11 protein-coding genes are annotated in these 12,862 nt (G+C 51.3%); 7 read left to right on the top strand and 4 right to left on the bottom strand.

Features of this window, described 5'->3' with window-relative positions:
• Positions 1 to 2: 2 nt before the first annotated feature.
• Positions 3 to 2,090 (bottom strand): TonB-dependent receptor, encoded by a 2,088-nt coding sequence (locus tag L2712_RS17210; protein WP_248978502.1) that lies wholly within the window; start codon positions 2,088 to 2,090, stop codon positions 3 to 5.
• 386 nt (positions 2,091 to 2,476) lie between these two features.
• Between L2712_RS17210 and L2712_RS17205 the strand changes: the two genes are divergently transcribed.
• On the top strand, positions 2,477 to 3,835 hold the full coding sequence (locus L2712_RS17205) for an isochorismate synthase (RefSeq protein ID WP_088905731.1): 1,359 nt from the start codon (positions 2,477 to 2,479) through the stop codon (positions 3,833 to 3,835).
• Here the strand turns inward: L2712_RS17205 and L2712_RS17200 are convergent, their stop codons facing one another.
• The gene (locus L2712_RS17200; RefSeq protein WP_248978501.1) at positions 3,836 to 4,591 is read right to left on the bottom strand and encodes a substrate-binding periplasmic protein; all 756 of its coding nucleotides are present in this window, start codon (positions 4,589 to 4,591) and stop codon (positions 3,836 to 3,838) included.
• A 241-nt stretch (positions 4,592 to 4,832) separates the two neighbouring features.
• On the opposite strand from L2712_RS17200, the gene L2712_RS17195 reads away from it, so the two are divergent.
• Positions 4,833 to 5,501, top strand: a complete 669-nt coding sequence (locus L2712_RS17195) for a 7-cyano-7-deazaguanine/7-aminomethyl-7-deazaguanine transporter (RefSeq protein ID WP_088905733.1) — start codon at positions 4,833 to 4,835, stop codon at positions 5,499 to 5,501.
• A gap of 80 nt (positions 5,502 to 5,581) precedes the next feature.
• Positions 5,582 to 6,043 (top strand): GNAT family N-acetyltransferase, encoded by a 462-nt coding sequence (locus tag L2712_RS17190; RefSeq protein ID WP_248978500.1) that lies wholly within the window; start codon positions 5,582 to 5,584, stop codon positions 6,041 to 6,043.
• Positions 6,044 to 6,240: 197 nt separating this feature from the next.
• On the opposite strand, the gene L2712_RS17185 is transcribed toward L2712_RS17190, so the two are convergent.
• Together L2712_RS17185 and L2712_RS17180 are read right to left on the bottom strand one after the other, a co-directional pair.
• Complete coding sequence (locus L2712_RS17185; protein WP_248978499.1) at positions 6,241 to 8,382, bottom strand: sensor histidine kinase; 2,142 nt, start codon at positions 8,380 to 8,382, stop codon at positions 6,241 to 6,243.
• Positions 8,383 to 8,384: 2 nt separating this feature from the next.
• Complete coding sequence (locus tag L2712_RS17180) at positions 8,385 to 9,815, bottom strand: sigma-54-dependent transcriptional regulator (RefSeq protein WP_088905736.1); 1,431 nt, start codon at positions 9,813 to 9,815, stop codon at positions 8,385 to 8,387.
• A 232-nt stretch (positions 9,816 to 10,047) separates the two neighbouring features.
• Here L2712_RS17180 and L2712_RS17175 point away from each other — a divergent pair, with 232 nt between their 5' ends.
• Genes L2712_RS17175 through mobA form a run of 4 tightly spaced genes read left to right on the top strand, consistent with a single transcriptional unit; the run spans position 10,048 to position 12,857 of the window.
• On the top strand, positions 10,048 to 10,860 hold the full coding sequence (locus L2712_RS17175; protein ID WP_248978498.1) for an ABC transporter substrate-binding protein: 813 nt from the start codon (positions 10,048 to 10,050) through the stop codon (positions 10,858 to 10,860).
• Positions 10,857 to 11,564: an ABC transporter permease gene (locus L2712_RS17170; RefSeq protein ID WP_088905738.1), complete on the top strand. Its 708-nt coding sequence runs from the start codon at positions 10,857 to 10,859 to the stop codon at positions 11,562 to 11,564. The genes L2712_RS17175 and L2712_RS17170 overlap by 4 nt, the downstream gene beginning before the upstream one ends.
• The gene (locus tag L2712_RS17165) at positions 11,561 to 12,283 is read left to right on the top strand and encodes an ABC transporter ATP-binding protein (RefSeq protein WP_235363950.1); all 723 of its coding nucleotides are present in this window, start codon (positions 11,561 to 11,563) and stop codon (positions 12,281 to 12,283) included. The genes L2712_RS17170 and L2712_RS17165 overlap by 4 nt, the downstream gene beginning before the upstream one ends.
• Positions 12,267 to 12,857 carry a molybdenum cofactor guanylyltransferase MobA gene (gene mobA / locus L2712_RS17160; protein ID WP_248978497.1) on the top strand — a complete coding sequence of 197 codons (591 nt, stop codon included), beginning with the start codon at positions 12,267 to 12,269 and terminating at the stop codon, positions 12,855 to 12,857. The genes L2712_RS17165 and mobA overlap by 17 nt, the downstream gene beginning before the upstream one ends.
• Positions 12,858 to 12,862 lie beyond the last annotated feature (5 nt).

Genomic DNA, 12,862 nt, shown 5'->3' with positions numbered 1-12,862 from the left:
TCCTACAGCTGCCAGTTCACACCAAGGAACACCTGACGACCCGCTTGGGGCAGCCCCTCGCTCTGATAATAGCGTTCATCGAGCAGGTTGGTGGCTCTGAGGTAAAGCGATAATGCATCCTCAGCAATAGGGTGACTCAGCTTGAGATCAACCAAGGTATAGTCATCCAGCGACTTCTCCATCAGCAGTTTCTTACCGGCGACCTTCTCTTGGGCCTGATAAACCTGACCCATGATATGTTCGATGTTGAAATGGATACGGGTCGCAAAGCTAAACTCATAATCTGCCTGCAGCCTGAGCTGATGACGCGGACGGTACTCTAAGGTCTCCAACCCTGGCTCCCCATCTCTGTCTTCGCTGTCTAAGAAGCTATAGCCGAAGCTGAGCGACAAGTTGTCGATGCTCTGATCACGCACCAGCAAATCGATCCCTTTGAACTGATAACGCCCCATGTTCTGATAGATGCCATCGACATCCTTGGCGATATAGTTATCGGCGTCGGTGTAGTAAGCCGCCAGACTAAGGTCCGTATGGTGCCCCAACCCCTGTGCTAGGCTCAGCTCAAGATGCTTAGAGATCTCAGATTGTAGATCCTGATTACCCGATGACAACGAATAGAGGTTACGCATAGAGGGAAAACGCACCTTACGGGCCAGACCTAAATTGATGCGCGTCGCCTCAGCAGCCTGCCAATAGGCCGAGGCCTGGGCCGAATAATCTGATTCATCCTCACGCACACGCTGCTGCTCGTGTAGGCCGCCGCCCAGACTGGCACCAAAATGAGCCTGTTGATACTGATATTCAGCCGCCAGAGTGTATAGCCAGGAGCTATCATCGAAGGCCTCGACGCCGCCTGAGCCATTACCCGAACCTGCACCCGAGCCACTACCTGAACCGTTACCAGTACCCGAGCCAGAACCTGAGCCAGAACCCTTGCCTGAACCGGTCCCTGAACCGGTCCCTGAACCGCTATCAGCATTATTGTCATCCAGCTGTTTGCTGCTGGACTCCCAGCTCTGGTGCTCCGCGATCACGGCGCCGGTCAGCAGATGCCCCTTATCAAAATCGGCAATTAACTGAATATTGCCACCACTCACCACAGAGCGACCATCAAGCGTCTGCTGCAAAGCCTCGAAGCTATCGTCCAGATAGCGTGTTTCCAGCACATCCGACTGATTCTGATAAACAAAACCCCTCAAGGTCAGCAGTTCATTGAAACTATGGGCCACGCCAAGCTGCAGAGTATGTTCGTCATAATCATCGACGCGCTCAAACTTCGCCTTGCGACTTGTGGTGCCATCTAGGGTAGGCTTGCCCCACTCACCGCTACGCAGACTCAAATTCGCCATCAGCTGAGTACTGTCCGACAGCCAATAACTGCCCTGAGCAAACAGGTTATTCACTGTCTTGTCGCTGTTGACCCGTGTATCCCCTTGTTGCAATTCGGTATCCGGCTGGTCGTCAGACACAGGCCAGCCATCGCTCTGCTGACGGGAGAACGACACCAGCCCCTGCCAGCGATCACCAGATCCAGCAAGGGTGACGTCGCCATTAAAGGTATCATTTTCGCCGCCCTCGAGATGGCCAGAGAAACCAGGGATATCGGCGCCTTGCTTAGTGCGAATATTAATCACACCGCCCGCACCGCCCGGACCATAAAGCACAGAGGTAGGGCCCATAGAGACAGCCACTGATGCAATTTGACTGGCAGGCACCACACTAGGATCGAATTGACCATCTTCGGCGCCGTTGGCGGGTACACCATTGATCAGGTAGATAACATGCCTGGATTTAAAGCCGCGTATATCCACCCTGGGCGTGCCTTGTCCACCGGTGCGCACATAGACACCCGGGGCATTTTTCAATATCTGGTCCAGACTCTGGGCGCCCGATGCTTGGATCTCTTCGGCGCTGATGCTCCAGGTACTGGTCGTCTGCTGTAACGGGGTCGGTTTTTCACCTTTAACCACTATGACTTCGGTAACATCTAGTAGCGACTCATTCTTGACCTGTTCGGCCATCGCCTGTGGACTGGCCGCAACGGCGGCCGCAATGAGTGAATATTTAAGAACTTCTTGTTTGTTTTTCATGCTTTTATCGCTGTGTGATTTCCCTATGGCCGTCATTCTTCCGGCTTACAGGCCTAGCAACAAGCTAACAAAACCCAAAAACAAACCCAGATCGACAAATTTGAACAACTTCCGTAAAAATCTGATTGCGATGCGGACATTTTGTCGTAAAAGAAGCACTAGTTAGACAAAAATACACAGGAATGAAACGCTTACCCAAAATATCTTAACCTCTCATTTCTTGGGCAAGCTCACAGCTTAACTGCCTGTAACTTGACAGGTTACAGTCGGCACATTAGTTTGTGGTAAAGATTCTTATTACCAATTCAGATAAGTCTCAACTTAGAGAGTTTGAAGTCCTTACCCGCCCTCAAACCAGGATACTTTTTACAAGGTTGGAGTATTTTTTGAGCGTTTCCTCGCTGCCACAGGCCATACAATCCCTAGCCCAAAAACTCGAAAAACTCGACATACACCAGCATGGTGAGCCGATTATTCAGTTGTCGGTGACGGCCTGTGTGATGCCTATGATCGCTTGGCTTGCCAGCCAACCTTGCTACCCTAGAATTTACTGGCATGGCCGCGATACTCAAGAGGAAGTGGCCGCCCTGGGCTGCTGTAAGGATTTTATTTTCGAAGATGCGGTAGACGACAATCAACTGTCTCAGGCCTATCAGAACCAACGAGCCCTTTCGACCAATCAAGAGATACGTTACTACGGTGGCGTAGCCTTCGATCGGCATACCGAGTGTTGGCCCGAGTATGGCCGCGCCCACTTTATTCTGCCCAGAATAGAGCTCAGACGTAGCGGCGACGAATATAAACTGTTGGTGAATCTGAATGTGGAAAATCGTGGCATTGAAGAGGAGCGCGCCCAAGCATTAGATGCCCTAAAGCAGCTTGTGCCACCCAGCCCACTGGCGCCACCCAATAAAATCCAACTCTTGAGTCGTAGCGACAGACCCAATAAGCGTCGCTGGCATGAGCTGGTTAATCAGGTCACCCAAGATAAGTTTATTCAAGACACCCCCAAGGTGGTCTTGTCTCGCCTGACTCAGCTCGAGATTAACGAGCGAGTCGATCCATGGATGCTGCTCGCCAGTTGGCAGGGCCGCAACCAAAACAGTTTTCAGTTCGGTTTTCAATTTAGCCCGGATAGTGCCTTTATCTCCTGCACGCCAGAGCGGCTCTACCGACGCCGCCAGCGAGAGGTTTTCACCGAAGCGCTAGCAGGCACCACCACACGCGGCCTTAATGAGGCTGAGGATGCCATGCTGGCTCAGCAGCTCTTAGATGACAGTAAAAATAGTCATGAAAACCAGCTGGTGCGCGAACATATCGTGGCCGCATTGACACCCCTAAGCAACTATGTGGGCGCCGACGAGCTGGCCAAGGTGTTCAAGTTAAGCCATATCCAACATCTGCACCGGGCGATACGCGCCGAGCTAAAACCTGGTGTGAACGACTTTCAGCTGTTACAAGCACTGCACCCGACGCCAGCCGTTGGTGGTCTGCCAAAGGCTTCGGCCATCAACTTTATCCGCCAGCGTGAAGGCTATACCCGTGGCTGGTATGCTGGCGCCTGCGGCTATTTCAACAAGTATGAGAGTGAATTTGCGGTCGCTATTCGCAGCGCCTTAATTGAACCGGGCCGCATTAACCTGTTTGCCGGAGCGGGGATAGTGTCGGGCTCAGAGGCCGATGCCGAGTGGAATGAGCTAGAGAACAAGCTCAAGACCATATTATCCATTTTGACCGAAGTCTAATTAATGGGTTAGTGGCACCCGTGATCGGTGGGTAATATAGGCCTCAAACAGCCTGTCCAGCTCGCCGCTGGCGAGCAGACGTAACATAGCCTGATTGAAACTCCGCTTGAGCCGCTTACCCTTCTCGGTTTGAGGGAAAACAAAAAAGACCTCAGGGTTGAGGACGTTTTCTTTGATCACATACTGCTGAGGCCGTTTTAGTTTGCTGGCAAGTCCCTGCAGTGAGCGCTTATAGTCGAGTACGGCATCAATTTGCCCGGCATTGACATGGTTGAGCATCTGCAAGAGATCGCTGCCCTCCTCATAATACATAGGCACCTTGATAAAAGTATCGTAGCGATACTCCAGCATCGCCTTCACCTTCTTTCTTTTAAGACTATTGATATCTTGCCAGATAGCGGCGAGTTCCGGGGTCAGGGCAGCGTCAACCTGATCCACCTCTACCGGCAGATCACTGTAGTATTCTGGATTGACTTCATCTATATAAAAGCCCAGTCCAACATCCACCTGTTGCTGTTTCACCATGTGAATAGCCCGAGAAAATGGCACATAATCTACCTGCAACTGCCATTGTGGCGTAGGAAAAACCTTTCGCATCAGTGCCAGATAATACCCATCACCATCTGGCGTGCTATAACCGGGCCAATTGCCAGTAACCACTTTGATCACCTCAGCCTGGCTGGGCTCGGCGTGAACACTTGGCGTCAGTAGCCAACAGGCACACACACAGGCCAAGATGAAACGCCACACGCTCATGGACACTCCTAGAAATCATGGTAATAATCAATCAAGTGTAGACCCTTTACACTCACCCAGAGCGACCAAGGCAGAGAAATCGGCGCAAAAACCTTGCTCAATCAGGCTTAATGACTATAATTTGCCGCCCTGTCTCCAAGCCGAACATTTGGCGCCAGGCAATTAACAAAGGCATTAATGCCATAAGATTCACTTTAGCGGGTTCCCTCACCCCGCGTTAACTCACTAAAAAGGCCACAAGATGTTAATGTTATCCCAAGCGCAGATTCAGCGTGCGCTCTTGCTGCTTGTCAGCTTTCATATCGCCATCATTACTGCGAGTAACTATCTGGTTCAACTCCCCTTTCAGTTGTTTGGTTTCCATACGACCTGGGGCGCCTTTAGCTTTCCCTTCGTCTATCTGGCAACAGATCTCACCGTGAGGATCTTCGGTCAGCAGGCGGCACGAAAAATCATTTTAAGGGCTATGGTACCGGCGCTGTTTATCTCCTACCTGATCGGTGTGCTCTTTCATCAGGGCAGCTTTCAGGGCAGCGAATCGCTGATGCAGTTCAACAGCTTTGTGTTTCGTATCGCTTTTGCCAGTTTCGCCGCCTATCTGGTGGGCCAATTAATGGACATTACCGTTTTTGCAAGGCTCAGACAGGCCAAGGCTTGGTGGGTAGCTCCTGCCGCCTCAACCGTGATGGGTAACCTCATCGATACTCTGGTCTTTTTCAGCGTGGCTTTCTATGCCTCAAGCGATGTCTTTATGGCCGAGCATTGGGTGGAAATCGCCAGCGTCGACTATGGTTTCAAGCTAATTGTCAGTCTGGGTTTGTTCCTGCCCGCCTACGGTGTGCTACTGAAGGTGTTACAAGAGCGGATTTTGCGAGAAAACCAGCTTAAATCGCACAACAAACTGGCCTGACCAGTTGATTTGTACTATCATCGCGGCACTCAATTTTTCACCAATGCTGCGATGGTAGCGAGCAAGTTTGGAGAGCCTAGATGTACACCACAAGTATCGAACACCATACCCAATTGAGCGATGAGCTCATCGACACAGTGATTGGTCTTAGCCAACAGGTACCTGAGTTCGATGCACGTCATCAGGCAGAGGAATATCGTGCCAGACTCAACGGCAAGACTTTCTTGGTTCAGTTGATCAGCATTCAGGGTGAGTTGGCCGGATATAAGATTGGCTATGGCGAAAGCAACGGTGAGTTTTATAGCTGGTTAGGCGCCATTGTGCCCGAGTTCAGACAGCTGGGACTCGCCAAAGAACTGATGAAAGATCAGGAGCGTTGGGCCAAAACGCAGGGTTTCAATACCTTGGCGGTTAAGACCTATAACCGCTTCGCCAATATGCTACAACTGTTGGTCCAGCAAGGTTACAAAATTACCGGCCTGGAAAATACCAGTCAGCATATCGATGATAACAAATTGGTTTTGAACAAATTATTGAATTAGAGCAGGTTGTTTTCAATCTTTACATAGGAAAAGCTTGCAAACCTAAATGATAATTATTACTATTTAGATGCGTTCCAAAGCTCAGTCTGTATTAAGCACTTCATCTCTGCTTTCTATGATGAGTTCGCAAGCACAACATTGCTCACACACTCTTTGTGGCCGGAATATCACTATTCCGGCTCTTTTTTTGCCAGCCTTTAAGCCTCGCGTGCCTTCTTATCTATTCCACTCGAGAAATGCAGGCCTTCATAGGGCGGGTTAAATTGATCATCTATCGCCTTGTGATGCAAGCCTATGGTAAACAGAGTGCCCTTACCCACGGTCGAACTCACCTCTATGGTGCCACCAATCCGTTTGATAATGCCGTAGCTTAAAGACAGCCCCAAACCCGTGCCGTCTTTACGTGTGGTATAGAAAGGATCGAAGATGCGCCCCAGCTGCTCCTCGGGGATCCCTTTACCTTCATCTTCCACCTCTATTTTCACCCCAATGGGCTCACCACCTTGCACCCAGTCATAGGTACGGATCCAGATACGCCCCTGCCCATCCATGGCATGGGCAGCGTTGACCACCAGATTAATCAATACCTGCAATAACTGCGGCCGATTGACCTCGATAGGATAGCTGGCATTGAGATCTTGGATCAGTACAACCTCCTGCTTTCGGATGGAATGGCGCACTAGAATCGCCATCTCCTCGACAATAGGTGTCAGCTGATGCATCTCCAGCGGCGCATTAAACTCGCCGGGACGACTGTATTGCAACAGGCTACGGATAATGGTGCTGATACGCCCTACCTGCTCGATAACGATATCTATCTCTTCCTCGACATCCTCAGCCTTATCCCCTAACTCAAACTTGAGCAGCTCCATGTTCCCCAAGATCACCGCTGTCGGGTTGTTGATCTCATGGGCGATGCCCGCCGTTAACTCACCCAGTGCAGTCAGTTTCTCGTTGGTCACCAGCTGTTGCCGGGTTTCGTTCAGCAGGGCAACGTTGCGCTGTAGCTCCTCCGTTTTCTCCTGCAGGCTGCGGGTACGCTCCTCAACCTTAACTTCCAGCTGCTCGGCCGCTGCCTGGATCTGCGAGTTACGGCGCTGCAAGAGATCCAGCATGCGGTCGAACTGCTCGGCCAAATTGGCCAGCTCGTTGTCGCGCTCAAGTCCCAGTGAGCCGATACGCAGGTTACGACCCGACTGTACCGCCTTCACCACATGGTGAATACGCTCAATAGGTTGTAGCAAGCTGTAGGCGCCGCGATAGACCAACAAGCCAGAGACCAACAGCACCAACATAAGAATGGTGCCCAGCTCTATGATGTTCAGCAGATAGTTGTGAATAAAGGGCGACTCAGAAAAACCTGTATAGATCATGCCAATACGTTCACCACGAATATCTCTAAGTGGCGCATAGGCCGAAATAAACCAGTCGTTATAGACGAAGGCGCGATCGACCCAGAGCTGCCCCTGAACCAGTACCTTTTGTCTAACTTCCTCCGACACCAAACTACCTAAGGCGCGGCCACGTTTCTCACTATCTTGGGGAAAGAAATTCAACGGCACATTGGTACTGATGCGGGTATTGTCGAGGAAGATGGTCACAGTACCAATGGAACGCTCCGGCAGGGTGCCCTTGTCATACACGAGATCACGAATATGGTCGACAATGCGAATATCGCGATTTAATAAGATCCCGCCATCTAGGTACCAACCGACGCTACCGTCGGCGCCGAAAATGGGCAGTAGGCTACGGCTCAACATGCCGCGTTTCTCCACATCCTTACTGGGCTTTTGCGATCTGGGCGTATCCACTAAGGTGATCACCGCTTCCTGATCTAAGCCTGGCGCCAATCGGGCAAGACGTTGTGGCTGGAGCACCATGAGGCCGGAGTATGGCTGGTTATCTTTGAGTTTAGGTAGCATGACCCTGAGATCTGGGTCCTGAGCCGCTTCCGACACACTGATAAGACGCAGAAAATCCAGATCCAGTTCAACCTGTTTCTGTTTAAGCAACGCCGCGAGTTTGGCCCTAGCCGCTTTGCTGTCTGTATCTATACTGCGAAAATCGTTTTGAAACTCCCAGGACGCCCGCACCAGTTCCAGTTGATTTTCCTGCTTATCCTGCACTGAGATAAGCGTATTGCTGGCCACAGTCAGGTCAGCCTTCACCTTCATAAACAGCTGCTTACCTGTGTAGCTGATGTTCCAGTAGATGGTAATAAATACCAGGCTGACCAAGGTCAATAGAATAGGAAGCAGAGTCAGTATCAAGATACGATAACGCACCTTAGCTTGCAGCTGTTGCCAGTTAACACCAAATATACGCGAGAAAAAAGACACGGTTATTCTTCCTCGTGATGGTTGAGATCAAACCATTCTTTATATTTGCGATCTAGCGTCTTGCGAGAGACACCCAGATCACGCGCGGCGGCAGACTTATTGCCTTGGTGCAGATCCACCACTGAGGTCACATGGTGTTTTTCCACCTCTTTGAGGGACCAATCGAGGGGATAACCCAACTCGCCAGCCACCTCGGCCTTGGGCTGCTGTTTCCAATATTCTGCCGGGGGTTTACCCAACAAGATACAGCGCTCAATCATGTTGCGCAGTTCGCGAATATTACCCGGCCACTCATGCTGTTGCAGCTTGAGCATATCTTCATGGCTCCACACTACCTCTTTGACGCCAAGCTCTGCAGCGAGCAGGCGGGTAAAGTGATGGGTCAGCTCCACCACATCTTCGGGGCGTTCACGCAGTGGTGGGATCACTATATCCAACACATTGAGTCGATAGAAGAGATCCCGACGGAAGTTGCCCTCCTCGACTTCGTCCGCCAGCTTGCGGTTGGTGGCCGCCAGCACTCGGACATCAATATTGATCTCTTTCTCGCTGCCCACAGGGCGTATAGTGCGCTGTTCGAGCACCCTGAGCAGGGCCGTCTGCATCTTCAGCGGCATCTCGCCAATTTCATCGAGGAAGATGGTACCGCCAGAGGCAAAACTAAACAGACCCTCCCGGTTACCCTTGGCGCCGGTAAAGGAACCCGCCGCATGGCCGAAAAGTTCGCTCTCCAGCAATTCGGGGGCGATAGCACCACAGTTAACCGGCACGAAAGGCCCTTGGCGACCACTTAACAGGTGTAACTGCCTAGCCACCAGCTCCTTGCCGGTGCCCGATTCGCCTTCAATCAGGATCACCGCATTAGTGGGTGCCACCCGTTCAATCACATGCTTGACCTCCATCATGGCATCACTGCTACCAATAATGGTGGAAGACTGGCCAATGGAGACTTCGCGGCGAAGCATCAGGTTTTCACGTTTAAGCAGACGGCGTTCGATACAGCGATCGACCGCCTTCATCATCTGCTCAAGGTGGAATGGTTTCATGATAAAGTCAGAAGCGCCGGCACGCAGGGCCTTAATCGCCACGTCCATATCGGCATAGCCTGTCATAAAGATGATGTCAGAGCGCCGTTCCTGATCGCTGAGGGCCTCATCCCATTCGATACCCGAACGACCTGGCAGGCGAATATCCACAATCAGCAGATCGAAGTGACAACGACTCCTGAGCTGCTCTGCATCTTCGACACTTCCCGCCGTTTCCACCAAGGCAAACTTCTTCGATAGCGCCTTCTTAAGAAAACTACGCATGCCGGGCTCATCGTCAACGATCAGCACAGATACAGCGGAAGGTAGGGGCTTCATCTCTTTATTAGCTTGGCTCATATTGTCTTCTTTAGGACATTTTGACTCACATTGAACAGATTCTAGCATCAAACATCGGCTAATTGGTCACCCTGAACCAGTAGAATCACGCCCTGGGACATAATGTCTGCCGACAATTTATTGAGCTTGCGATCTGCTTCACACTTTAGTAGCAACTTGTGAGCTTTTTTTACCAAGTGCCAAGCTGGCACCCTTCTTGCTGAATGGAGGGGCGTGAATAACTCATAACGAGCGTGGTTTCGGCAAGGCCGCGTGTTCTAGCACATGCCAAGGAGTAAAAATGTTAAAGCTAAAATCCATATTGAGCCTAGCGGTTGTCGCTAGCGCCTTAGTCCTGACCCCAGCCCATGGTGAAGAGGTGATTAAACTCGCCACGACCACCAGCACTGAAAACTCAGGGCTGCTGAAACACCTATTGCCTAAGTTTGAACAAGAGTCAGGCTATAAGGTTCAGGTGATTGCCACAGGTACCGGCAAGGCGCTCAAACTCGCTCGTCAAGGCGATGTGGACGTGGTTATGACCCACGCACCCGCTGCAGAAGCCAAATTCGTTAACGAAGGCTATGGCATCTTGCCACGTGGCATCATGGAAAACGATTTTGTGATCTTGGGCCCGAAAAATGACCCAGCTAAGATCCGTGGCAGTAAGACAGCCGAAGAGGCCTTTGCTAAAATAGCCGATTCTGGCGTAGGCTTCATCTCTCGCGGTGACAACTCTGGTACCAATATGAAAGAGTTGATCATCTGGAAAGGTGCCAAGGTAGAACCTAACTTTAAAGGCTATCGTTCAGTGGGCCAGGGCATGGGTAAAACCTTGCTGATGGCGAACGAGCTGCAGGCCTATACCCTCTCAGATCGTGGTACCTTTGTCGCTTACAAAGCCAAAATGGATCTGGCGGTCGACTATGATGGCGGTAAGGCATTGGCCAACCCCTATCAAATCATGCTAATCAACCCAGAAAAATACCCAGACCTTAACCACAAAGGTGCTAAGGCCCTGAGTGACTGGCTGATTAGCAATGAAGCACAAGGCATGATTAACAGCTACACCGTACAAGGTGAGCAACTATTTAAGGCAACATATAGCGAATGAGTGAAGGCTGGTTAGCCCTATTGCAGCAGGCGTTGAGCCTGCTGTTTTCATTAGACCCCGATGTTTGGTCTATTGTCAGCGTCTCTTTTACCGTGTCTTTTGCGGCGCTGGCAATCACCCTAATCCCATCGTTGGTACTGGGATTTGTACTGGCGTTTGCGCGTTTTCCAGGGCGCTGGTTTGCCACGAACCTGATACAGACCATCCAATCTATCCCCACCGTAGTGATCGGACTATTGGTCTATCTGATGTTGACCCGCATGGGTCCGCTGGGAGACCTAAAGTGGCTATTTACTCAGAAAGGCATGATACTGGGTCAGATGATGATCTGTGCACCCGTATTAATCGCCATGAGTCAGGCTGCCTTTACCAGTGTCGACAAACGCGCCTGGGAAACCTCTCGAACCTTAGGCGCTTCCTGGCTACGTTCTGTCTGGCTGGTTTGCCGGGAACTTAAGGTGCCACTGTTGATGGCGATAGTCGCTGCGTTTAGCCGTATTCTGACCGAAGTGGGCTGCTCTATGATGGTGGGCGGAAACATCGCCGATGTGACCCGTAATATTCCTACCGCTATCGCCCTGGAAACCAGTAAAGGCGACTTCGCCCAAGCGATCGCCCTGGGACTCGTGCTGCTTATTCTGTCACTGGTGCTCAATTTCACCTTAGGCACCCTCAGAGGCCGAGCCGAACCGAGGAGCTTATAGTCATGGTCAAGATCATTGCTAATAACATAGAGATGCGCTTCGGCAACCGCTTATTGTATCGCTTCGAACGCCTCAGCCTTTCCCAGCACCAAACCATACACCTGCAGGGTGACAACGGCAGCGGCAAGACCACTCTGATGAAGATGCTGGCAGGGCTGCAGGCCCCCAGTCATGGAAAGATTTACACCGAGGGCTTTACCCCCACTCCTTGGTGGCGCCGTAACCCTTTGCTCGGAAAAGCCGTTTACCTGCATCAGCATCCTTATCTATTTGATGGAACTGTGGCTTACAACCTCAACTATGTACAGCCCCTGTGCGACCTGACAAAGCAGGAGATCACCTCGCGAACCCAAACCGCAATCGACATGGCGCAACTCGGTGACTTGCTCAACCAGAGAGCCGCTAGCCTTTCGGGTGGTGAGCGCCAACGTTTGGCCATCGCCCGCGCCTGGATCATGCGCCCACAACTGCTGATGTTAGATGAGCCCACCTCCAACATGGATAAACTGTCTCAGCAACTGGTACTGACCATGATTAGTCACCTGAAACAGCAGGGCACAGGCATGCTGATCAGCAGTCACCAAACTTGTTCTCTGACCAGCCTTTGTGAGCAAACCTGGCAAATCCAGGCACAATCTATTCAGGTAAGCCCCTCGACACTCGATGAGCTTACCATCATCCCATCACAGCAGGAGCTGAGATATGTCACCGCAAATTGATGCCGTGATCCTTGCCGGCGGAATGGCCAGACGCATGGGCGGCAACGATAAAGGACTGGTCGAGTTAAACGATCGGCCTATGATTCAACATGCTATCGACAGGATAAAACCGCAAGTTAAGCAGATCCTGATCAACGCAAATCGCAACCAAAGCCGTTATGCTGAGTTTGGCTATCCGGTATTAAGCGATGAAGACTCGGGTTATCTGGGACCATTAGCAGGCATGATCACCGCCCTCGGACAAACCCAGGCCGACTATCTGATGGTAGTGCCTTGTGACTGTCCTTTGCTACCGACCGACCTGGTTCAGCGCATGCTAAGTGCGATTCAGGCCGAAGGGGCCGAGATGGCCGTGGCCAGCGATGGTAAGCGGGAACAACCTGTGGTGTTACTGATGAAACCTGCACTACGAGAGTCGATGAAAGCCTTCTTAGACGCCGGCGAGCGTAAGATCGATTTCTGGTATGCCAAACACCATTGCGTTGTGTGTGACTTTTCCGATCAGCCTAATGCCTTCGTGAACGTCAACACGCCAGAACAAAAACAACAATTATCTGAGGCAATTGCCCACTAAAACAG

Origin of the sequence: Shewanella marisflavi (assembly GCF_023283925.1) — a bacterium.
Lineage (GTDB): Bacteria > Pseudomonadota > Gammaproteobacteria > Enterobacterales > Shewanellaceae > Shewanella > Shewanella marisflavi.
The sequence above is the reverse complement of the archived record's forward strand: the minus strand, read 5'-3'. Positions and strand labels throughout refer to the sequence as shown.

Bases quoted from the DNA above. Each gene is read 5' to 3' on its own strand.
- L2712_RS17210 (WP_248978502.1), bottom strand. From the start codon at position 2,090: ATGAAAAACAAACAAGAAGTTCTTAAATATTCACTCATTGCGGCCGCC.
- L2712_RS17200 (WP_248978501.1), bottom strand. From the start codon at position 4,591: ATGAGCGTGTGGCGTTTCATCTTGGCCTGTGTGTGTGCCTGTTGGCTA.
- L2712_RS17195 (WP_088905733.1), top strand. From the start codon at position 4,833: ATGTTAATGTTATCCCAAGCGCAGATTCAGCGTGCGCTCTTGCTGCTT.
- L2712_RS17190 (WP_248978500.1), top strand. From the start codon at position 5,582: ATGTACACCACAAGTATCGAACACCATACCCAATTGAGCGATGAGCTC.
- L2712_RS17180 (WP_088905736.1), bottom strand. From the start codon at position 9,815: ATGCTAGAATCTGTTCAATGTGAGTCAAAATGTCCTAAAGAAGACAAT.
- L2712_RS17175 (WP_248978498.1), top strand. From the start codon at position 10,048: ATGTTAAAGCTAAAATCCATATTGAGCCTAGCGGTTGTCGCTAGCGCC.
- L2712_RS17170 (WP_088905738.1), top strand. From the start codon at position 10,857: ATGAGTGAAGGCTGGTTAGCCCTATTGCAGCAGGCGTTGAGCCTGCTG.
- mobA (WP_248978497.1), top strand. From the start codon at position 12,267: ATGTCACCGCAAATTGATGCCGTGATCCTTGCCGGCGGAATGGCCAGA.